19 protein-coding genes are annotated in these 20,091 nt (G+C 73.2%); 14 read left to right on the top strand and 5 right to left on the bottom strand.

Features of this window, described 5'->3' with window-relative positions; all coding sequences use genetic code 11:
- Positions 1-4: 4 nt before the first annotated feature.
- Complete coding sequence (locus NYF13_RS25890; protein WP_315660237.1) at positions 5-181, bottom strand: hypothetical protein; 177 nt, start codon at positions 179-181, stop codon at positions 5-7.
- A gap of 149 nt (positions 182-330) precedes the next feature.
- Here NYF13_RS25890 and hisH point away from each other — a divergent pair, with 149 nt between their 5' ends.
- Both hisH and priA read left to right on the top strand, forming a co-directional pair.
- The gene (hisH, locus tag NYF13_RS25885; protein ID WP_315660437.1) at positions 331-951 is read left to right on the top strand and encodes an imidazole glycerol phosphate synthase subunit HisH; all 621 of its coding nucleotides are present in this window, start codon (positions 331-333) and stop codon (positions 949-951) included.
- Positions 952-996: 45 nt separating this feature from the next.
- A complete protein-coding gene (gene priA / locus NYF13_RS25880; RefSeq protein WP_315660236.1) occupies positions 997-1,728 on the top strand; it encodes a bifunctional 1-(5-phosphoribosyl)-5-((5-phosphoribosylamino)methylideneamino)imidazole-4-carboxamide isomerase/phosphoribosylanthranilate isomerase PriA in 732 nt (243 codons plus the stop codon).
- Between the two features lie 59 nt (positions 1,729-1,787).
- Here priA and NYF13_RS25875 read toward each other — a convergent pair whose 3' ends face one another.
- The 3 genes from NYF13_RS25875 to NYF13_RS25865 are packed head-to-tail and all read right to left on the bottom strand — an operon-like array spanning position 1,788 to position 3,740.
- Positions 1,788-2,183: a PPOX class F420-dependent oxidoreductase gene (locus tag NYF13_RS25875; RefSeq protein ID WP_315660235.1), complete on the bottom strand. Its 396-nt coding sequence runs from the start codon at positions 2,181-2,183 to the stop codon at positions 1,788-1,790.
- Positions 2,184-2,211: 28 nt separating this feature from the next.
- Positions 2,212-3,198, bottom strand: coding sequence for a hypothetical protein (locus NYF13_RS25870; protein WP_315660234.1), 987 nt, complete (start codon positions 3,196-3,198; stop codon positions 2,212-2,214).
- A complete protein-coding gene (locus tag NYF13_RS25865; RefSeq protein ID WP_315660233.1) occupies positions 3,195-3,740 on the bottom strand; it encodes a SigE family RNA polymerase sigma factor in 546 nt (181 codons plus the stop codon). Before NYF13_RS25865 ends, NYF13_RS25870 begins: the two co-directional genes overlap by 4 nt.
- A gap of 51 nt (positions 3,741-3,791) precedes the next feature.
- On the opposite strand from NYF13_RS25865, the gene hisF reads away from it, so the two are divergent.
- Genes hisF through NYF13_RS25850 form a run of 3 tightly spaced genes read left to right on the top strand, consistent with a single transcriptional unit; the run spans position 3,792 to position 5,286 of the window.
- Positions 3,792-4,565 (top strand): imidazole glycerol phosphate synthase subunit HisF, encoded by a 774-nt coding sequence (hisF, locus tag NYF13_RS25860; protein WP_315660232.1) that lies wholly within the window; start codon positions 3,792-3,794, stop codon positions 4,563-4,565.
- Positions 4,562-4,927 carry a phosphoribosyl-AMP cyclohydrolase gene (hisI, locus tag NYF13_RS25855; RefSeq protein ID WP_315660231.1) on the top strand — a complete coding sequence of 122 codons (366 nt, stop codon included), beginning with the start codon at positions 4,562-4,564 and terminating at the stop codon, positions 4,925-4,927. Before hisF ends, hisI begins: the two co-directional genes overlap by 4 nt.
- Entirely contained in the window at positions 4,924-5,286 is a 363-nt protein-coding gene (locus tag NYF13_RS25850) for a DUF1304 domain-containing protein (RefSeq protein ID WP_315660230.1), read from the top strand. The genes hisI and NYF13_RS25850 overlap by 4 nt, the downstream gene beginning before the upstream one ends.
- A 13-nt stretch (positions 5,287-5,299) precedes the next feature.
- Here the strand turns inward: NYF13_RS25850 and NYF13_RS25845 are convergent, their stop codons facing one another.
- On the bottom strand, positions 5,300-5,914 hold the full coding sequence (locus NYF13_RS25845) for a TetR family transcriptional regulator (protein ID WP_396287673.1): 615 nt from the start codon (positions 5,912-5,914) through the stop codon (positions 5,300-5,302).
- A gap of 87 nt (positions 5,915-6,001) precedes the next feature.
- On the opposite strand from NYF13_RS25845, the gene NYF13_RS25840 reads away from it, so the two are divergent.
- The 9 genes from NYF13_RS25840 to gltB all read left to right on the top strand — a co-directional run bounded on the left by NYF13_RS25840 (position 6,002) and on the right by gltB (position 20,037).
- Positions 6,002-7,564, top strand: a complete 1,563-nt coding sequence (locus tag NYF13_RS25840) for an anthranilate synthase component I (protein WP_315660228.1) — start codon at positions 6,002-6,004, stop codon at positions 7,562-7,564.
- A gap of 64 nt (positions 7,565-7,628) precedes the next feature.
- On the top strand, positions 7,629-8,141 hold the full coding sequence (locus tag NYF13_RS25835) for a Trp biosynthesis-associated membrane protein (RefSeq protein ID WP_315660436.1): 513 nt from the start codon (positions 7,629-7,631) through the stop codon (positions 8,139-8,141).
- Positions 8,142-8,303: 162 nt separating this feature from the next.
- Positions 8,304-9,113, top strand: coding sequence for an indole-3-glycerol phosphate synthase TrpC (gene trpC, locus NYF13_RS25830; protein ID WP_315660227.1), 810 nt, complete (start codon positions 8,304-8,306; stop codon positions 9,111-9,113).
- Positions 9,114-9,118: 5 nt separating this feature from the next.
- Positions 9,119-10,345, top strand: a complete 1,227-nt coding sequence (trpB, locus tag NYF13_RS25825) for a tryptophan synthase subunit beta (RefSeq protein ID WP_315660226.1) — start codon at positions 9,119-9,121, stop codon at positions 10,343-10,345.
- The gene (gene trpA / locus NYF13_RS25820) at positions 10,342-11,133 is read left to right on the top strand and encodes a tryptophan synthase subunit alpha (protein ID WP_315660225.1); all 792 of its coding nucleotides are present in this window, start codon (positions 10,342-10,344) and stop codon (positions 11,131-11,133) included. Before trpB ends, trpA begins: the two co-directional genes overlap by 4 nt.
- A gap of 229 nt (positions 11,134-11,362) precedes the next feature.
- Positions 11,363-12,502, top strand: coding sequence for an amidohydrolase family protein (locus NYF13_RS25815; protein WP_315660224.1), 1,140 nt, complete (start codon positions 11,363-11,365; stop codon positions 12,500-12,502).
- The gene (locus NYF13_RS25810) at positions 12,499-13,674 is read left to right on the top strand and encodes a M20 family metallopeptidase (protein ID WP_315660223.1); all 1,176 of its coding nucleotides are present in this window, start codon (positions 12,499-12,501) and stop codon (positions 13,672-13,674) included. Before NYF13_RS25815 ends, NYF13_RS25810 begins: the two co-directional genes overlap by 4 nt.
- A gap of 97 nt (positions 13,675-13,771) precedes the next feature.
- A complete protein-coding gene (lgt, locus tag NYF13_RS25805; protein ID WP_315660222.1) occupies positions 13,772-14,863 on the top strand; it encodes a prolipoprotein diacylglyceryl transferase in 1,092 nt (363 codons plus the stop codon).
- Positions 14,864-15,486: 623 nt separating this feature from the next.
- Positions 15,487-20,037: a glutamate synthase large subunit gene (gltB, locus tag NYF13_RS25800; protein ID WP_315660221.1), complete on the top strand. Its 4,551-nt coding sequence runs from the start codon at positions 15,487-15,489 to the stop codon at positions 20,035-20,037.
- Positions 20,038-20,091: the final 54 nt, after the last annotated feature.

Here is a 20,091-nt window from a genome sequence, read left to right as displayed (position 1 = left end):
CGAATCAGTGCGTGGTCTTGGTCACCAGCGGGTCGTCGTTCTCGCGGCGGTACCGGGCGTCGACATCGGCGCGCGTGGTCTGCGGCGGGATCCGGGGTACGGTGAACTGCGGGAACGGGACGCTGTCGATGTCGTCCCTCCACGCCTGCAGCAGGTCGCACAGGAGGTCTGAATCGGCCATTCGCCCTCCGCGCCGGTCCGGAGGCGCCGGCCGCGCCTCATGCGTATGAGTGTTTACCCGTTCGGCGGCACGGCCAAACGGGGGACCGGCGGCGAGGGCATGGCCCCGCCGGGTCCCCGGGTCCCGGCTAGGCTGGTCCGGTGCCTCGTGTGGTGATCCTCGACTACGGTTCCGGCAACCTCCGCTCCGCCGAGCGCGCCGTCGCGCGCGCGGGCGCCGAGGTCGAGGTGACCGCCGACCCGCACGCCGCGGTCGAGGCCGACGGACTGGTCGTCCCGGGGGTGGGCGCGTTCTCCGCCTGCATGGCCGGGCTGCTCGGCGTGGCCGGGCACCGGATCATCGGCAAGCGGCTGGCCGGCGGGCGGCCGGTGCTGGGCATCTGCGTGGGCATGCAGATCCTGTTCAGCCGCGGCGTCGAGCACGGCGAGGAGACCGAGGGCACGGGGGAGTGGCCCGGCACGGTCGAGCGGCTGGAGGCCGAGGTGCTGCCGCACATGGGCTGGAACACCGTCCGCGCGCCGGCCGGCTCGCTGCTGTTCTCCGGGATCGACCCGGGGGAGCGGTTCTACTTCGTGCACTCCTACGCCGCGCGCCGGTGGGAGCTGGATTCCGGGCTGTCCGGCCGTCAGCCGGTGGTGACCTGGGCCGACCACGGCGGGGACTTCGTCGCGGCGGTGGAGAACGGCCCGCTGTGGGCCACGCAGTTCCACCCCGAGAAGTCCGGCGACGCGGGCGCGCACCTGCTGCGCAACTGGCTCGCCACGCTGTGAGCCCCGCCTCGGCCGGGTGGTGACCACGGCCCTTAGGCTGTCCGCGTGACTTTCACGCTCCTTCCCGCAGTTGACGTGGCCGATGGCCAGGCCGTGCGCCTGGTCCAGGGCGAGGCCGGCACCGAGACCTCCTACGGCAGCCCGCTCGAGGCGGCGCTGGCCTGGCAGCGCGACGGCGCCGAGTGGATCCACCTGGTGGACCTCGACGCCGCGTTCGGCCAGGGCAGCAACCGCGAGCTGCTGGCCGAGGTCGTCGGCCGGCTCGACGTGCAGGTGGAGCTCTCCGGCGGCATCCGCGACGACGCCTCGCTGGAGGCCGCGCTGGCCACCGGCGCCCGCCGGGTCAACCTCGGCACCGCCGCGCTGGAGGACCCGGACTGGACCGCGAAGGTCATCGCCTCCCACGGCGACCGCGTCGCGATCGGCCTGGACGTGCGCATCACCGAGGCCGGCCACCGGCTCTCGGCCCGCGGCTGGACCTCCGACGGCGGCGACCTGTGGGAGGTCCTGGACCGCCTCGACCGCGACGGCGCCACCCGCTACGTGGTCACCGACGTCAGCAAGGACGGCACCCTGCGCGGCCCCAACCTCGACCTGCTGCGCGAGGTGACCGCCCGCACCGACGCCCCGGTGATCGCCTCCGGTGGAGTGTCCAGTGTGGACGACCTGCGCGCGCTGGCCGCGCTGGCCGGTGACGGGGTGGAGGGGTCGATCGTGGGCAAGGCGCTGTACGCGGGGGCGTTCACGCTGCCCGAGGCGCTGGCCGCGGTGCGCTGAAACCCCCGGGCCGGAGGCGGGGGCCGGGCTCGAACTCGGCGGCGGTGGCGCCGCCGGGTTCAGGCGGCCGGCTCGTCCACGGTGATCGCGATGCCGATGGTGCGCCGGGAGCCGCCGCGCAGGCGGCTGAATGTCATCGTCACCCGGCCGATCAGCCCGTACTTCCGGGCGATGGCGCGGCGGACGCGCTCGCTGCCCTCGTCGTCGAGCAGCCGGGCGGTGCCGGTGGCCTTGGCGCCGTGGGTCTGCTTGCCGCGCAGGTCGCAGGCCTGCAGCTCGACGCGGCCGCTGTGGCGGATGCGCTTGACCTTGCCGGCTTCGCGTTCGGACCAGACCACCAGCTCGGCCCCGTCACGGGCGGCCCAGACCGGGGACGGCACGGCCCGGCCGTCGCGGCGGAAAGTGGTCAGCACGACGTACTTCTCCGCCGCCAGGCGCTCCAGCTCCGAGGACATGCGTCCACAGTAGCCGGATCGGTGCGGTTCAGCCGCGGCCGAGCCAGCCGTAGTCCGGCGCCGGGTCGAGGACCACGGCATCCGCGACCGAAACCAGTTCGTCGCGCGGCTGACGGCCCGAGACCGTCAGCCAGTGGCCCGAAGGCAGGGCCACGGCGACCATCCCGTCGAGCGGACCGGCCGGGGCGCGGTAGGCGCCGGTGACGCCGCGCACGGGGACCGGCGTCGTGCCGCCGAGCCCGGGGGAGCCCGCGCCGGCCGTCACGCGCAGGACGGCAACTCGCGGGGCCGCGGGCGTGCTCGCGGTGAACTCCGTGCTGCCGGTTCCCGGGGCGGAACCCGCGACGGTGGTCGAGAACTCCTGCAGGCCGCCGGGCAGCGGGCCGAAGCGGGCCTCGCCGCGGACGCGGACCGGCTCGTCGGTGGTCACCGATCCGGCGATCTCCTGGGCCGCCCACCGGGCGCCAGGCACGGCCTCGACGTCCACCGTGAGCACGTGCTGCGCGTCGGCCATCCAGGTCAGCAGCGCGGCCGTGCCGGTGTCGCCGGTGACCATGCCCACGCGGCCGTCGATCACGACCTGGTCCGGCAGCGCGGCGATGCGCAACGCGGTCTGCGACCACTCCGGGTCCGCGGTGGAGTGGGCCGAGAGCGTGATCCGGCCCTCGCCGGCGAGCCAGCGCCGGACCTGCGGCGTGCTGCCCGGACCGGACGAGCGGTACTGCTCGGTGAAGCCGTCCGGCAGCCAGCCCGGGGTGAACGACACCACCGGGCGGCCCGCGGCGGCGGTCACCCGGTCACCGGAGAGGGAGTCGAGCGCCACCGGGACGCCGGCGAGCACCAGGATCACCGCGGCGGCCACCGCGGCCAGCGCCAGCCGCGGGCGGGAGCGGCGGCCCTGGCGGGCGCGGGCCAGCGCATTGCGGACGTCGTGGCCGTCGGGCGCTCGCTCGGCGAGCCGTTCGAGGCCCTCGCGCAGCAGCGTCTCGGTCTCGTGCTCGGAAAGCTGGTTCATGCTCCGGCTCCGGTGGTGAGGACGGCGGGCATCGGGCTGACGCAGGCGCGCAGGGTGGCCAGGGCGCGGGAGATCTGGCTGCGCACGGTGGAGGCGCCGCAGCGCAGCACCTCGCCGATCTCGGCGTCGGAATAGCCCTCGTAGTAGCGCAGCACGATCGCCGCGCGCTGCTTGCGTGGCAGCGTCGCGAGCAGCGCGAGCATCTCGTCGCGCGCGTCGTAGGCGGCGCTGGGATCGGCCTCGGGCGGGCTGAGCGAGTCGAGCACTTCGTGGCTGGACGGGACCACGCGCCGCACCGCGCGCCGCCGCCAGGACAGGTACTCGTTGGTGATCATGCGGCGCACGTAGGTGGGCGGCGAGTCGATCTTCTCCCAGCGCTGCTGGGCCCGCACCAGCACCTCCTGGACGATGTCCTGCGCCAGGTGCGGATCGTCGGTGAGGACGGTCGCGTACCGCAGGAGCCCGTCGAGACGGTCCTCGGCGAACTCCTCGAAACTGGTGGTCACCTCCTCCCGACGCGCGAGGGGCCCGTTCTGCTGCATCGGGTCTCCTCCCGGCGTGGACGCTGGCCGCCCAACGCTAGGCTGGACCGCATGTCTGTCGCGGTCAGGGTCATCCCGTGTCTCGACGTCGACGCGGGCCGGGTGGTGAAGGGGGTCAACTTCACCGACCTGCGCGACGCCGGCGACCCGGTCGAGCTGGCCCGGCTCTACGACGCCGAAGGGGCCGACGAGCTGACGTTCCTCGACGTCACCGCCTCCTCGGGCCACCGGGAGACCACCTTCGACGTGGTCCGCCGCACGGCCGAGCAGGTGTTCATCCCGCTCACCGTCGGCGGCGGCGTCCGGTCCACCGAGGACGTGAACCGGCTGCTGCGCACCGGCGCGGACAAGGTGAGCGTCAACACCGCCGCGATCGCCCGCCCGGAGCTGCTGCGCGAGGCCTCGCGCCGGTTCGGGGCCCAGTGCATCGTGCTGTCGGTCGACGCGCGGCGCGTGCCCGAGGGCGGCGAGCCGACCGCCTCCGGCTTCGAGGTGACCACCCACGGTGGCCGCCGGGGCACCGGCATCGACGCGGTGGAGTGGGCCGCGCGCGGCGAAGAGCTGGGCGTCGGCGAGATCCTGCTCAACTCGATGGACGCGGACGGCACCAAGTCCGGCTTCGACCTGGGGCTGATCGGGATGGTCCGCGCGGCCGTGCGGGTGCCGGTGATCGCCAGCGGCGGCGCGGGCGAGGCCGGGCACTTCCTGCCCGCGGTGACCGCCGGTGCCGACGCGGTGCTGGCGGCCAGCGTGTTCCACTTCGGACAGGTGAAGATCGGCGAGGTCAAGGCCGCGCTGCGCGCGGGCGGGGTGGTCGTGCGATGAGCCTCGACCCGGCCGTTTCCGCGCGGCTCAAGCGCAACGCCGACGGGCTGATCGCCGCCGTCGTGGTCGAGCACTCGAGCTCGGCCGTGCTGATGATGGCCTGGATGAACGACGAGGCGCTGGCGGCGACGCTGAGCACCCGCCGCGGCACGTACTTCTCCCGCAGCCGCCAGGAGCTGTGGGTCAAGGGCGAGACCTCGGGCCACGTCCAGCACGTCCGCGAGGTGCGCATCGACTGCGACGGCGACACCGTGCTGCTGCGCGTGGACCAGACCGGACCGGCCTGCCACACCGGCAGCCCCAGCTGTTTCGACACCGAAGAGCGCCTGCTGCTCGCCGAAGAGAGTGAGAACACCCGTTGACCGTCGTCGCGAACGTCCTGGTGGGCCTCGTCGCCCTGATCCACGGGTACATCGTGGTGCTGGAGATGTTCCTCTGGACCACGCCGCGCGCCCGCGCCGCGTTCGGCACCACCGAGGCGTTCGCCCGGGAGAGCCGGCCGCTGGCCGCGAACCAGGGGCTGTACAACGGCTTCCTGGCCGCCGCGCTGGTCTGGGGCCTGATCGCCACCGACCCCTCCGGCTTCCAGCTGAAGCTCTACGGCCTGGCCTGCGTGATCGTGGCCGGGCTCTTCGGGGCGGCGACGGCGTCGAAGCGGATCCTGTTCGTGCAGGTCCTGCCCGCGGCGCTGGCGCTGGTGTTCCTGCTGCTCTCGCGCTGACCCGCGGCCGGCCTCAGCCGATCGGCCCGGTCAGGTACCGCTGCAGGTTCGGGGCCACGGCCGTGACCAGGGTCTCCACCTCGGCCGAAGCCAGTGGCTCGAAGCGGGCGATGTAGCGGATCATGCCCAGGCCCACCACCTGGGAGGCGCACAGCGTGGTGCGCAGCTCGGCCTGGTCCGAGCCGAGGCCGCGGATCAGCTCGGCGAAGAAGCCGCCGAAGAACTCGCGGAGCATGGCCGCGGCCTCCTCGTGCGAGGCCACGCTGCGGACGAGTGCCTGGAAGACGTGCCCGCCGGCGCCGTCCCAGCGGGTGAGGAAGGTGCGGGCGATGCGCTCGCCGAACTGCTCGTCCGGGCCGTCGCGCAGGGCTTCGGCCAGCTCCAGCGGGCTGAACGGGAGCTGGAGCACGGCCTGGGCGAACAGGCCCGCCTTGCCGCCGAACCAGTGGTTGACCATGGCCGCGTCCACGCCGGCGCGCGCGGCGATCGAGCGGACGGTGGCGCGCTCGTAGCCGTGCTCGGCGAACACCGCGCGGGACGCCTCGAGCAGCGCGGTGCGGGTGTCCTGCCCGGCCGGGCGCCGGCCGCGGCGGCGGGAGGTACTGTCTTCGGTGCTCACGGGGTCCATCCTGACCGCCGCCCGGCAGAAATTCAACATTCCATGAATTTCAGGCCCGCCCTCGGCCCGTTCCGGCCGGAGCGGCACAATGAGCCCATGGTCAGCTCAGCAGCAGGCAAACCGGCCGGTCCGGGTCCGGTCAGCCCCTCCCGGGCGGAGTTCCGCACCCTGGCCGAGGGCCGGCGCGTGATCCCGGTGGTGCGCACGGTGCTCGCCGACGGCGAAACCCCGCTCGGGGTCTACCGCAAGCTCGCCGCGGACCGGCCGGGCACCTTCCTGTTCGAATCGGCGGAGAACGGCGCCTCCTGGTCGCGGTGGTCGTTCGTGGGCGTGCACAGCCCGGCCGCGCTGACCGTGCGCGACGGCCGGGCGGTCTGGACCGGCACGCCGCCGGTCGGGCTGCCCGTCGAAGGCGACCCGCTGCAGGTCCTGCGCGCCACCGTCGAGGCGCTGCACACCGAGCCGCTGCCCGGGCTGCCGCCGCTGACCGGCGGCATGGTCGGCTACGTCGGCTACGACTCCGTGCGCTGGCTGGAGAAGCTGCCCGAGCTGGCCGAGCGCGACCTCGACATCCCCGAGCTGACCATGCTGCTGGCCACCGACCTGGCCGCCTTCGACCACCACGAGGGCACCGTCACGCTGATCGCGAACGCGGTCAACTGGGACGACTCGCCCGAGCGCGTGGACGCGGCCTACGACAGCGCGCTGGAGCGCCTTTCGGCCATGACCGAGCAGCTCCGCGTGCCCGCGCCGCCGACCGTGGCGACGTTCGACCGGCCCGCGCCGGAATTCACCCGGCACCGCGACCAGGCGGACTTCCACGCCGCGGTCGACCGGGCGGTGGAGGCGATCAAGGCTGGTGAGGCGTTCCAGGTGGTGCCTTCGCAACGGTTCGAGATCCGGACCGGAGCCGACGCGCTGGACGTCTACCGCGTGCTGCGCAACTCCAACCCGAGCCCGTACATGTACCTGCTGCGCCTGGACGGCTTCGACATCGTCGGGTCCAGCCCGGAGTCCCTGGTCACGGTGCGGGACGGGCGCGCGACCACGCACCCGATCGCGGGCACCCGCTGGCGGGGCGCCGACCCGGCGGAGGACGCGCAGCTGGCCAAGGACCTGCTGGCCGACGACAAGGAGCGGGCCGAGCACCTGATGCTGGTCGACCTCGGCCGCAACGACCTGGGCAAGGTCTGCCGTCCGGGCACCGTGCGGGTGGTCGACTTCTTCCAGATCGAGCGCTACAGCCACGTGATGCACATCGTGTCCACCGTCACCGGCGAACTGGCCGAGGGCCGGACGGCGTTCGACGCGGTCACCGCCTGCTTCCCGGCCGGCACGCTGTCGGGGGCGCCGAAGGTGCGCGCCATGCAGCTGATCGAGGAGCTGGAGCCGGTGCGTCGTGCGCTGTACGGCGGCATCGTCGGCTACCTGGACTTCGCCGGCGACGCCGACACGGCCATCGCCATCCGTACCGCGCTGATGCGCGACGGCGTGGCGTACGTGCAGGCGGGCGGCGGAGTGGTGGCCGACTCCGTGGCCGACTACGAGGACACCGAATCGCTCAACAAGGCGCGCACGGTGCTCTCCGCCGTGGCCGCGGCCGAGACCATGGTGGCGGCGCGGCGGCTCGACCCGGCCGAGGACGCGGCCGGTGTCTGAAGCGCCCGAGGCCGTGGAACCCGGTGCCGGGGCCGCCGAACGGCCCGCTCGTCGTCCACTGTGGATGATCGTGCTGGCCCTGCTGGCCGGCGCGCTGGCGCTGTGGGGCGCCTCCCGGCTGGCCTGGTTCGCCGAGTTCCGCGACGAGGGCGTCCGCGGCACCGTGCTGCACACCGAGAACGGCGAGCAGCGGGCCACGGCGCTGGTGCCGCTCGCGCTGCTGGCGCTGGCCGGCGTGGCGGGCGTCGTCGCGACCGGCGGCTGGGCCCGCCGCGGGCTCGGCGTCGTGCTGGTGCTGGCCGGCGTCGCGGGGATCTGGAGCGGGGTGGCCGGGGTGGAGTTCGGCGGGTACGCCGCCGGGCTGCCGGTGACCGAGATGCTGGTGGGCCGGGGGATCGCGGTGCTCGGGGGAATTCTCGTCGCCCTCGGCGGGTTGGCCGCGATCAAGGGCGCGGGGACCGCGCGGCGGCTCGGGGCCCGGTACGCGGCCCCGGGGGCGAAGAAGGCCCGCCGCGATCCGGACGTCGAGCTGTGGGACGCGCTGTCCGAGGGCGAAGACCCCACCGCGGGCCGCTGATCTCCCGGCGGGGGAACGAACCCGGCCGCGGCGCCCACCCGGGACGGCCCGGTCCGCGTGCGGGGGTTAGCATCGTTTCGGCGGGAAGGGGAAGGTTTTTGTGAGCGACCTAGCGAAGGAATCGACCGGCTCGACGGCCCCGGCACCGGGTGGGGGCACCCGGTGAGCGTGCTCGAAGACATCGTCGCCGGTGTGCGGGAGGACCTCGCCGTGCGCGAGGCCGCCCTGCCGTTCGACGAGCTGAAGGCCCGCGCGGCCAAGGCCCCGCAGCCCCGTGACGTGATGGCCGCGCTGCGCGAGTCCGGCATCGGCGTGATCGCCGAGGTGAAGCGGCGCAGCCCGTCGAAGGGCGAGCTGGCCGACATCCCCGACCCCGCGGCCCTGGCCAAGGACTACCAGGACGCGGGCGCGCGCGTGATCAGCGTGCTCACCGAGCAGCGCCGCTTCGGCGGTTCGCTGGCCGACCTCGACGCCGTGCGCGCCACCGTGGACATCCCGGTGCTGCGCAAGGACTTCGTGGTCAGCCCGTACCAGGTGCACGAGGCCCGGCTGCACGGTGCGGACATGGTGCTGCTGATCGTCGCCGCGCTGGAGCAGAACGCGCTGGCCGCGCTGCTCGACCGGGTCGAATCGCTCGGCATGACCGCGCTGGTGGAGATCCACAACGCCGAAGAGGCCGACCGCGCGCTGGAGGCCGGCGCCAAGGTGATCGGGGTCAACGCGCGCAACCTGCACACCCTGGAAGTGGACCGGGACGTGTTCTCCCGCCTCGCCCCGGGCCTGCCGTTCGAGGTGTTCAAGGTGGCCGAGTCCGGGGTCCGCGGACCGGGCGACCTGATGTCCTACGCCGGCCACGGGGCCGACGCCGTGCTGGTGGGCGAGGGTCTGGTGGCTTCGGGCGACCCGAAGGGCGCGGTCGTGAAGCTGGTCACCGCCGGTTCGCACCCGGCCTGCCCGAGGCCTTCGCGGTGACCGGGATGAGCGGGGAGACCGGGAAGCACGACCCGGACGAGCGCGGCTACTACGGGCCCTACGGCGGCCGGTTCATGCCGGAGGCGCTGATCGGCGTGGTGGACGAGGTCGCGGCCGAGTACGACAAGGCGCGCCACGACCCGGAGTTCGCGGCCGAGCTGAACCGGCTGCTCCGGGACTACGCGGGCCGCCCGTCGCTGCTGACCGAGGCCCAGCGGTTCGGCGAGCACGCGGGCGGGGCGCGGGTGTTCCTCAAGCGCGAAGACCTCAACCACACCGGTTCGCACAAGATCAACAACGTGCTGGGCCAGGCCCTGCTGACCAAGCGCATGGGCAAGAAGCGGGTGATCGCGGAGACCGGCGCCGGCCAGCACGGCGTCGCCACCGCCACCGCGTGCGCACTGCTCGACCTGGACTGCATCGTCTACATGGGCGAGGTCGACACCGAGCGGCAGGCGCTGAACGTGGCGCGGATGAAGCTGCTCGGCGCCGAGGTGATCCCGGTCAGGACCGGTTCGCGCACGCTCAAGGACGCGATCAACGAGGCCCTGCGCGACTGGGTGGCCAACGCCGACACCACGCACTACCTGTTCGGCACCGCGGCCGGCCCGTACCCGTTCCCGATGATGGTGCGCAACTTCCACCAGGTGATCGGGGCCGAGGCCCGGGCGCAGGTGCTGGAACAGGCCGGGCGGCTGCCCGACGTCGTCGCGGCGTGCGTCGGTGGCGGTTCGAACGCCATCGGCATCTTCTCCGGCTTCTACGACGACCCCGGGGTGCGGCTGGTCGGGCTCGAACCGGGCGGCGAGGGCATCGACGGCAACCGCCACGGCGCCACCCTGACCAAGGGCAGCCCGGGCAACCTGCACGGCGCGATGTCGTACCTGCTGCAGGACCAGGACGGCCAGACCGTCGAATCGCACTCGATCTCGGCCGGGCTGGACTACCCGGGCGTCGGTCCCGAGCACGCCTGGCTGAAGGACTCCGGCCGGGCCGAGTACCGGCCGGTCACCGACGCCGAGGCGATGGACGCGTTCCGGCTGCTCTCGCGCACCGAGGGCATCATCCCGGCGATCGAGTCGGCGCACGCGCTCGCGGGCGCGGTGGTGCTGGGCCGCGAGCTGGGGCCGGACGGGCTGATCGTGGTCAACCTCTCCGGTCGCGGCGACAAGGACATGGACACCGCGGCGAAGTGGTTCGACCTGGTGGACGACCCCGAGGGGGACAAGTGAGCGCCCTGGACGAGGTCTTCGCGGCGACCCGGGCGCAGCGCCGGGCCGCGCTGGTCGGCTACCTGCCCGCTGGCTTCCCCTCGGTCGAGGGCTCGAAGGACCTGCTGGCCGCCACCGTGGACGGCGGCGCCGACCTGGTCGAGGTCGGCGTGCCCTACTCCGACCCGGTGATGGACGGCCCGACCATCCAGGCCGCCGCGGAATCGGCGCTGGCCGGGGGCTTCCGGCTCAAGCAGCTGTTCGAGGTGGTGGAGTCGGTCTCGGCGCGGGGCGGCCGGGCCGTGGTGATGACGTACTGGAACCCGGTGCACCGCTACGGCGTGGACGCGTTCGCCCGCGACCTGGCCGCGGCCGGCGGGCTGGGGATGATCACCCCGGACCTGATCCCGGACGAGGCCGACGAGTGGCTGGCGGCTTCGGCCGAGCACGGGCTGGACCGGATCTTCCTGGTCGCGCCTTCCTCGTCGGAAGAGCGCATCGCCAAGACGGTCGAGGCCTCCTCGGGCTTCGTGTACGCCACGGCGGTCATGGGGGTGACCGGCGCCCGCGACGCGGTGGGGGTGCACGCGGAGGATCTGGTCCGCCGCGTGCGCACGCACACCTCGCTGCCGATCGGGGTGGGGCTCGGCGTCCGGTCCGGTGACCAGGCCGCCCAGGTGGCCGGTTTCGCGGACGCGGTGATCGTGGGTTCCGCGCTGGTCACGGCGGCGGCTTCGGGCCCGGACGGGGTTCGTGCGCTGGCCGGAGAGCTGGCCGAAGGCGTGCGCCGGGCGGTCGCCCCGGCTTGAGCCGCCGGTTCGCCGGTTTCTGTCGGTGGTCGTTCCTACACTCTCGGTGTGATGATCAACCGAGCGGGCAGGACCGGGTATCTGGTGCGGCGAATGGGGCGGTGGCGCGAGATGGCGGCTTCCGCCGTGCTCGAATTCCGGATGGCGCACCGGCTGGGAAGAACGAAGGCGGAGGGCTGGAGCCGTTCGTGTCGTGAGTGGATCTTCGGGGCCGAGCTGGAGGAAACCCATGACCGAGCTGTTGCCCTTCGTCGCCGAACTGCCGTTGGTGGACCACCACTGTCACGGCGTGGTCACCGGAGAAGTGGACCGCGACGGGTTCGAGCGGATGCTCACCGAGGCCGGGACCGTCTCCCCGCTGGGGACTTCGCTGTTCGACTCGCTGATCGGCCTGGCCGTGCGCGAGCGGTGCGCGCCCCGGCTCGACCTGCCGAAGCACTCGCCGGCCGACGACTACCTGGCGCGGCGGGCCGAACTGGGAGCCGAGGAGGTCAACCGGCGGTTCCTGCGGGGCACCGGGACCACGGACTTCCTGCTGGACGGCGGGTTCCGGCCCGAATCGCTGACTTCGACCGCGGAGTTCGCCGCGCTTTCCGGGGCCCGGGCCCATGATGTGGTCCGGCTGGAGCAGGTCGCCGAGGACGTGGTGCGGGCCGGGACCACGGCCGCCGGGTTCGCCGCCGACTTCGCCGGCGAGCTGGGCCGGCGGGCGGCGGGCGCGGCCGGGTTCAAGTCGATCGCCGCCTACCGGGTGGGGCTGGAGCTGTCCGGGCAGCGGCCGTCGGAGGCCGAGGTGGCCGGGGCCGCCGGGCGGTGGCTCGCTCGGGTGGACGGTGGCGCGCCGGTCCGGCTGGCCGACGAGGTGCTGCACCGGCACCTGGTCTTCACCGGCCTCGACTTCGGCCTGCCCCTGCAGTTCCACGTGGGTTACGGCGACTCCGACGTGGACCTGCACCGCTGCGACCCGCTGCTGCTGACCGGGCTGCTGCGCGCCACCCGGGGCCTCGGCGTACCGGTCCTGCTGCTGCACAACTACCCGTTCCACCGCCAGGCCGCCTACCTGGCCCAGGTCTTCGAGCACGTCTTCGTCGACGCCGGGCTGATCACGCACAACACCGGCTTCCGCGCGCCCGCGGTGCTGGCCGAGGTGCTGGAGCTGGTGCCGTTCGGCAAACTGCTGTTCTCCACCGACGCGTTCGGCCTGGCCGAGCTGTACCACCTGGGCGCGGCGCTGTTCCGGCAGGGCCTTTCGGACTTCCTGCGCGGCGCGCTGGCGGCCGACGCACTGTCCGAAGTGGACGCCGTCCGGCTGGCGAAGCTGGCCGGGCACGAGAACGCCGCCCGCATCTACCGCCTGGAGCCACGATGAGCGAACTGTTCGAGAGCTGGCGCGCGGCGCTGGCCGAAGAGCTGCCCGCGGCGGTGGAGCTGCGGCACCGCCTGCACGCCGACCCGCGCGCGTCCGGCGACGAGGACGACACCGCGCGGGCGGTGGCCGCGGCGATCGGGCTGGGCGAGGGCGAGCGCGTGGCCAAGACCGGCCGGCTGATCCGGCTGCCCGGCGGCCACCCCGGCCCCGCGGTCGCGCTGCGCGCGGAGATGGACGCGCTGCCGGTGCACGAGCGCACGGGCGTGCCGTGGGCGTCGCGCTCCGGGCTGATGCACGCGTGCGGGCACGACGTCCACCTCGCGGCGCTGGCCGCCGTCACGCGCGCCGCGCGGCGGCTGGACCTGCCGCGACCGCTCGTCGCCGTGCTACAGCCGCGGGAGGAGACTTCGCCGTCCGGGGCGCTGGACATCGTCGAGTCCGGTGTCCTGGAGCAGCACGACGTCGACACGGTGATCGGCGCCCACGTCCAGCCGCGGCTGGCGCGCGGCGTGGTGTCGGCCGTGCCGGGCCCGGTGAACGCCTCGACCGACGAGTTCGAGGTCGTGCTGCACGGGCAGGGCGGCCACGCGGGCTACCCGCACCTGCTGCGCGACCCGGTGCTGGCGCTGAGCCAGCTGGTGGTGAGCCTGCAGCAGCTCGCCAGCCGCCGGATCGACCCGGTGCACGGCGCGGTCTGCTCGATCGGCCGGATCCAGGCCGGCACGGCCGCGAACGTGGTGCCCAACACCGCCACCGCGCTCGGCTCGCTGCGGCTGATGCGCGCGGTGGACCGCGGGCGCGCCCTGGACGGGCTGGCCGAGATCGTGCACGCCACCGCCCAGGCCCACGGCTGCACCGCCGAACTGCGGATCAGCCCGTGCGAGCCGGTGCTGGTCAACGATCCGGCGCTGGCCGAGGCCGCGCAGGGCTGGCTGCTGCGCGGCGGCGCCGGCGTCGACCAGGATTTCCGCTCCTTCGGCGCCGACGATTTCGCGCACTACTGCGGCGGGGAGAGCCGCGGGCTGATGCTCTTCGTCGGCCTCGGCGAAACCGCGGGCGCGCCCAGCCTGCACGACGAGGTCTTCCTGCCCGGCGACGACTCCGTGGCCCAGGTCGCGGGCGCGCTGATGGCCGGTTACCTGGCCGCGCTGGAGCCCGGCGGGCCGGGCTGACCCCCGAGCCCCCCGGCACCCCCGGGCCACCTGCTCGTCACCAGGGCTTCGGTGGCTCCCCGACCACGGAGGACGGCCGACGCGCTACGGTGGCCGCGTGTATTCCGCCTCGGCAGCCTTCCTGGCCACGATCCCGAGCCCCGACCGCGGGGTCTGGCACCTGGGGTTCATCCCGATCCGCGCCTACGCCCTGTGCATCATCGCCGGCATCATCGTGGCGATCTGGTGGGGGGAGCGGCGCTGGGTGGCCCGCGGCGGCACCAAGGGCACGGTGATCGACGTCGCGGTGTTCGCCGTGCCGTTCGGCCTGGTCGGCGGCCGGCTCTACCACGTGATCACCGATCCCGAGCTGTACTTCACCGCGGGCCGCAACCCGTGGAACGCCTTCGCCATCTGGGACGGCGGGCTCGGCATCTGGGGCGCGATCGCCCTGGGCGCGGTCGGCGCGCTGATCGCCTGCCGCCGCAAGGGCATCCCGCTGCCGGCGCTGGCCGACGCGATCGCCCCCGGCATCGTCACGGCGCAGGCCATCGGCCGGATCGGCAACTACTTCAACCAGGAGCTCTACGGCGCGCACACCGACCTGCCGTGGGGGCTGGAGATCTACCAGCGCTTCAACCCGGCCAACCCGGACGACACGCTCAACGGCGTCGCCACCGGGCACATCCCGCTGCCGGACAGCCCGGTGCAGCCGACCTTCCTGTACGAGCTGATCTGGAACCTGCTGATCGCCGGGCTGGTGGTCTGGGCCGACCGCCGGTTCAAGCTCGGCCACGGCCGCGCGTTCGCGCTGTACGTCGCCGGCTACACCGTGGGCCGCTGCTGGATCGAGCTGCTGCGCACGGACACGGCCAACCACATCCTCGGCCTCCGGGTGAACGTGTGGACCTCGATCCTGGTGTTCCTCGGTGCGGTGATCGCCATGCTGCTGGCCCGGCGCCGAGGGCCGCGGGAGCGGCCGGAGACGCTGCGCAGCCGCGGCGACGAACGTGATGCCGAAACCGGGGAGGCGCCGGCTGAGGGCAGCGCCGCCGCGGAACCGGCCGAGGCGAAGGCCGCCGAAACGGGCATGGCCGAGGCGCCGGCCGCCGAGGCTCGCGACGAGGTCACAGTGGACGCCGGATCCCCAGCCGCTCCGTCGACGCCCGCCGCTTCGGCCTCGGAGGCGGAGAAGCCCGAGAAGTCCTGACCCGGTCCGGTCCAGTCGGTCCCGTCCCTTTCACAGGGGCGGGACCGCTTGCGTCGACGGTCCGGCGGCCCGGGCCACCCGGCTCGAAGGCCGGGCGGACCACGGCCATGGCGACGTTCTCGGGCTCGCCGATCCGGCGCAGCGGGGCGGCCAGCTCCGTCTTCGCGCGGATCTCTTCGTTGCCCACCACCAGTTCCAGCCCGGATCGCGGTGGCCACCGCGATCCGGCCGGTGGGAACCGGCCGAGCCTCAAACGGCGGACGACCACCCTTTCCCGATGCCCGGGGCAGGGCGAGGAGATGAACGCCGTGCCACCCTGCGATCACGCTGTGTCACAAAAATCGTGCCGACCGGCCCCGATCGGAGGCCACCGGTTAAACTGGTCGGCACCCACCCGGATCGGGTGCTTAGCCGGGCGAACTACTATCGCCCCATCAGGAACTGTGTCGTTCCGCGCAGTCAGATCGTTACCGTTCACCGGTGTTCGGGGTCCTCCGAGAGGCTGCTGGGGTGTTTCCCAGGTGTTAAAGTCGCGCTAACAAGCGGGCCATCGTCGTCCCGTGCGCTCCCCACGGCCGGCGCGCCGGCCACCGCACGAAGACGACGAAGGAGGTCCCTTCTCCATGATCTTCTCCGCCAATCCCGGCCAGCAGGGTCTTTACGACCCGGAGACCGAGCAGGACTCCTGCGGTGTGGCCATGGTGGCCGACATCCAGGGCCGGCGCTCCCACGGCATCGTCACCGACGGGCTGACCGCGCTGACCAACCTCGACCACCGCGGCGCCGCGGGGGCCGAGCCGACCAGCGGCGACGGGGCCGGGATCCTGCTGCAACTGCCCGACGAGCTGCTGCGGGCCGAGGCGGACTTCGCGCTGCCCGCGTTCGGCGCGTACGCCGCCGGTATCGCGTTCCTGCCCGCCGACGCCGGTCAGCGCCGCAAGGCGGTCGAGCTGACCGAGCGCATCGCCGGCGAGGAGGGCCTCGAGGTCCTCGGCTGGCGCGAGGTGCCGGCCGACGCCGGCCGGGCCGGCATCGGCCCCACCGCGCGCTCGGTGATGCCGTACTTCGCCATGCTCTTCGTCGCCTCGCAGCACGAGGAGACCGGCCTGGAGCTGGACCGGCTCGCGTTCTGCTTGCGCAAGCGCGCGGAGCACGACACCGCGACCGGGGACTGCGGGACGTACTTCCCCTCGCTGTCGGCCCGCACGATCGTCTACAAAGGCATGCTGACCCCGGAGCAGCTGCCGCGGTTCTTCACCGACCTCACCGACCCGCGGCTGGCCAGCGCGATCGCGCTGGTGCACTCGCGCTTCTCCACCAACACGTTCCCGTCCTGGCCGCTCGCGCACCCGTTCCGGTTCGTGGCGCACAACGGCGAGATCAACACCATCCGCGGCAACCGCAACCGCATGCGGGCCCGCGAGGCGCTGCTCGAGGCCGACCTGATCGCCGGCGACCTGACCCGGCTGTTCCCGATCTGCTCGCCCGACGCCTCGGACTCGGCCTCGTTCGACGAGGTGCTGGAGCTGCTGCACCTCGGCGGCCGGTCGCTGCCGCACGCGGTGCTGATGATGATCCCGGAGGCGTGGGAGAACCACGCCACGATGGACCCGGCGCGGCGCGCGTTCTACCAGTTCCACGCCAGCCTGATGGAGCCGTGGGACGGACCGGCCTGCGTCACCTTCACCGACGGCCGCCTGGTCGGCGCGGTGCTGGACCGCAACGGCCTGCGCCCGGCCCGGTGGTGGCGCACGGCCGACGACCGCGTGGTGCTGGCCAGCGAGGCCGGGGTGCTCGACGTGGCCCCGCAGGACGTGGTGGCCAAGGGCCGGCTCAAGCCCGGCCGGATGTTCCTGGTGGACACCGTGGCCGGCCGGATCGTCGACGACGAAGAGGTCAAGTCGGCGCTCGCGGCGAAGCTGCCGTACGAGGGCTGGCTGCACGCCGGCCTGCTCAAGCTGGCCGACCTGCCCGACCGCGACCACATCGTGCAGAGCCACGATTCGGTGCTGCGCCGCCAGCTCTCCTTCGGCTACACCGAGGAGGAGCTGAAGATCCTGCTCGCGCCGATGGCGGCCAAGGGGGCCGAGCCGATCGGCTCGATGGGCTCCGACACCCCGGTGGCCGTGCTGTCCCAGCGGTCCCGGCTGCTCTACGACTACTTCAAGCAGAACTTCGCGCAGGTGACCAACCCGCCGCTGGACGCCATCCGCGAGGAGCTGGTCACCTCGATGGCGCGGATCATGGGCCCGGAGCGCAACCTGCTCGCGCCCGGCCCCGCCTCCTGCCGGCACCTGAACCTGCCGTACCCGGTGATCGACAACGACGAGCTGGCCAAGCTCATCCACATCAACGACGACGGCGATCTGCCGGGCTTCGCCTGCAGTGTCCTTTCCGGACTGTACGAGGCCGACGGCGGCGCCGAGGCGCTGGCGTCGGCGATCGAGCGGGTGCGGCGCGAGGCGTCCGAGGCGATCGCGGCCGGGGCGCGCACGCTGGTGCTGTCCGACCGCGACTCCGACCACCGGATGGCGCCGATCCCTTCGCTGCTGCTGGTTTCCGCGGTGCACCACCACCTGGTGCGCACCAAGGAGCGGCTGCGCGTGGCGCTGGTGGTGGAGAGCGGCGACGCCCGCGAGGTGCACCACGTCGCGCTGCTGCTGGGCTACGGCGCCGCCGCGGTGAACCCGTACCTGGCCTTCGAAACGATCGAGGACATGATCGGGCAGGGCGCGGTGACCGGCATCGAGGCCCCGAAGGCGATCCGCAACTACGTGCAGGCGCTGGTGAAGGGCGTCCTGAAGATCATGTCCAAGATGGGCATCTCGACCGTCGGCGCGTACACCGCGGCGCAGGTCTTCGAATCGCTCGGGCTGAGCCAGGACCTGCTGGACGAGTACTTCACCGGCACCTCCTCGAAGCTCGGCGGCGCCGGGCTGGCGGTGCTGGCCGAGGAGGTCGCGCTGCGGCACCGCCGGGCCTACCCGGACAACCCGACCGCCCGGGTCCACCGTGGACTCGAAACCGGTGGCGAGTACGCCTACCGCCGCGAGGGCGAGCTGCACCTGTTCACCCCGGAGACGGTGTTCCTGTTGCAGCACGCGGGAAAGACCGGCCGCGAGGACGTCTACCGCAAGTACACCGAAGAGGTGCACCGGCTCTACCGCGAGGGCGGCACGCTGCGCGGGCTGTTCAAGTTCCGCGAGCGCGAGCCGGTGCCCCTGGACGAGGTCGAGCCGGCCGAGGCGATCTTCAAGCGCTTCAACACCGGGGCCATGTCCTACGGCTCGATTTCGGCCGAGGCGCACGAGACGCTGGCCATCGCGATGAACCGGATCGGCGGCCGGTCCAACACCGGCGAGGGCGGCGAGGACCCGGAGCGGCTCTACGACCCCGAGCGGCGCAGCGCGATCAAGCAGGTCGCTTCGGGCCGCTTCGGCGTCACCAGCGAGTACCTGGTCAACGCCGACGACATCCAGATCAAGATGGCGCAGGGCGCCAAGCCGGGCGAAGGCGGGCAGCTGCCGCCGAACAAGGTGTACCCGTGGATCGCCCGCACCCGGCACTCGACTGCGGGCGTCGGGCTGATCTCGCCGCCGCCGCACCACGACATCTACTCCATCGAGGACCTGGCCCAGCTCATCCACGACCTGAAGAACGCCAACGAGCACGCCCGCGTGCACGTGAAGCTGGTGTCCTCGCTCGGGGTCGGCACGGTCGCGGCGGGGGTGTCCAAGGCGCACGCCGACGTGGTGCTCATCTCGGGCTACGACGGCGGCACCGGCGCGTCGCCGATGAACTCGCTCAAGCACGCGGGCACACCGTGGGAGATCGGCCTGGCCGAGACCCAGCAGACCTTGCTGCTCAACGGTTTGCGCGACCGGATCACCGTGCAGGTGGACGGGGCCATGAAGACCGGCCGCGACGTGGTGGTGGCGGCGCTGCTCGGGGCCGAGGAGTACGGCTTCGCCACGGCGCCGCTGGTCGTGGCGGGCTGCATCATGATGCGCGTCTGCCACCTCGACACCTGCCCGGTCGGGGTGGCGACGCAGAACCCGCAGCTGCGCGAGCGCTACACCGGCCAGGTCGAGCACGTGGTCAGGTTCTTCGAGTTCGTCGCCCAGGAGGTCCGGGAAACGCTGGCCCAGCTCGGTTTCCGCACCCTGGACGAGGCCATCGGGCACGCCGAGGTGCTCGACACCGACGAGGCCGTGGCGCACTGGAAGACCGAGGGGCTGGACCTCCGGCCGATCTTCGAGACGCCCTCCACCGAATCCTCCCCCCACCGGCCCCACGGCGGCGCCCGGCGGCGGGTCCGGGGTCAGGACCACGGCCTCGAGCACGCTCTGGACCGCACGCTCATCCAGCTCGCCGAGGCGGCGCTGGAGGACGCGCACCCGGTGCGGCTGGAGCTGCCGGTGCGCAACGTCAACCGCACGGTCGGCACCCTGCTCGGTTCGGAGGTCACCCGGCGCTACGGCGGGCAGGGCCTGCCCGAGGACACCATCCACGTGCTGCTCACCGGCTCGGCCGGGCAGTCGCTGGGCGCGTTCCTGCCCAGCGGCATCACGCTCGACATGGTGGGCGACGCGAACGACTACGTCGGCAAGGGCCTGTCCGGCGGCCGGATCGTGGTGCGCCCCGACCCGGCGGCCTCGTTCGCGGCCGAGCGCCAGACCATCGCGGGCAACACCCTGGCGTACGGGGCCACCTCCGGTGAGATGTTCCTGCGCGGCCAGGTGGGCGAACGGTTCTGCGTCCGCAACTCCGGCGCCACCGTGGTCGCCGAGGGGGCGGGCGACCACGCCTTCGAGTACATGACCGGCGGCCGGGCCGTGGTGCTCGGGCCGACCGGGCGCAACCTGGCGGCCGGCATGTCCGGCGGAACCGCGTTCGTGCTTGACCTCGACCTGGCCAAGGTCAACCGGGACATGGTGGACCTGCTGGCCCCGGACGCCGAAGACCTGGCCTGGCTCAAGGAGACGGTGCGCAGGCACCACGACCTCACCCGCTCGGCGGTGGCCGCGTCGCTGCTCGGCGACTGGACGCGGCGCTCGGCGGCGTTCACCAAGGTGATGCCGCGCGACTACCAGCGGGTCCTCGACGCGGCGAAGGCGGCCCGCGCCGCCGGCCGCGACGTCGACGAAGCGATCATGGAGGCCGCTCGTGGCTGATCATCGTGCAACCGGTCACGAGGGCCGACTGGGTGCGGGTGTCCCGCAGGAAAC

This window comes from Amycolatopsis sp. PS_44_ISF1 (assembly GCF_032335455.1).
Classification (GTDB): Bacteria; Actinomycetota; Actinomycetes; order Mycobacteriales; family Pseudonocardiaceae; genus Amycolatopsis.
This window is presented reverse-complemented; position numbering and strand designations above follow the sequence as displayed.

What these genes read in the sequence shown, in the direction of transcription:
- hisF (WP_315660232.1), top strand. Translation starts at nt 3,792, where the DNA reads ATGTCTGTCGCGGTCAGGGTCATCCCGTGTCTCGACGTCGACGCGGGC.
- NYF13_RS25845 (WP_396287673.1), bottom strand. Translation starts at nt 5,914, where the DNA reads ATGGACCCCGTGAGCACCGAAGACAGTACCTCCCGCCGCCGCGGCCGG.
- NYF13_RS25870 (WP_315660234.1), bottom strand. Translation starts at nt 3,198, where the DNA reads ATGAACCAGCTTTCCGAGCACGAGACCGAGACGCTGCTGCGCGAGGGC.
- NYF13_RS25815 (WP_315660224.1), top strand. Translation starts at nt 11,363, where the DNA reads ATGACCGAGCTGTTGCCCTTCGTCGCCGAACTGCCGTTGGTGGACCAC.
- trpB (WP_315660226.1), top strand. Translation starts at nt 9,119, where the DNA reads ATGAGCGGGGAGACCGGGAAGCACGACCCGGACGAGCGCGGCTACTAC.
- NYF13_RS25865 (WP_315660233.1), bottom strand. Translation starts at nt 3,740, where the DNA reads ATGCAGCAGAACGGGCCCCTCGCGCGTCGGGAGGAGGTGACCACCAGT.
- NYF13_RS25875 (WP_315660235.1), bottom strand. Translation starts at nt 2,183, where the DNA reads ATGTCCTCGGAGCTGGAGCGCCTGGCGGCGGAGAAGTACGTCGTGCTG.
- gltB (WP_315660221.1), top strand. Translation starts at nt 15,487, where the DNA reads ATGATCTTCTCCGCCAATCCCGGCCAGCAGGGTCTTTACGACCCGGAG.
- NYF13_RS25890 (WP_315660237.1), bottom strand. Translation starts at nt 181, where the DNA reads ATGGCCGATTCAGACCTCCTGTGCGACCTGCTGCAGGCGTGGAGGGAC.
- NYF13_RS25840 (WP_315660228.1), top strand. Translation starts at nt 6,002, where the DNA reads ATGGTCAGCTCAGCAGCAGGCAAACCGGCCGGTCCGGGTCCGGTCAGC.
- NYF13_RS25835 (WP_315660436.1), top strand. Translation starts at nt 7,629, where the DNA reads ATGATCGTGCTGGCCCTGCTGGCCGGCGCGCTGGCGCTGTGGGGCGCC.
- hisI (WP_315660231.1), top strand. Translation starts at nt 4,562, where the DNA reads ATGAGCCTCGACCCGGCCGTTTCCGCGCGGCTCAAGCGCAACGCCGAC.
- NYF13_RS25810 (WP_315660223.1), top strand. Translation starts at nt 12,499, where the DNA reads ATGAGCGAACTGTTCGAGAGCTGGCGCGCGGCGCTGGCCGAAGAGCTG.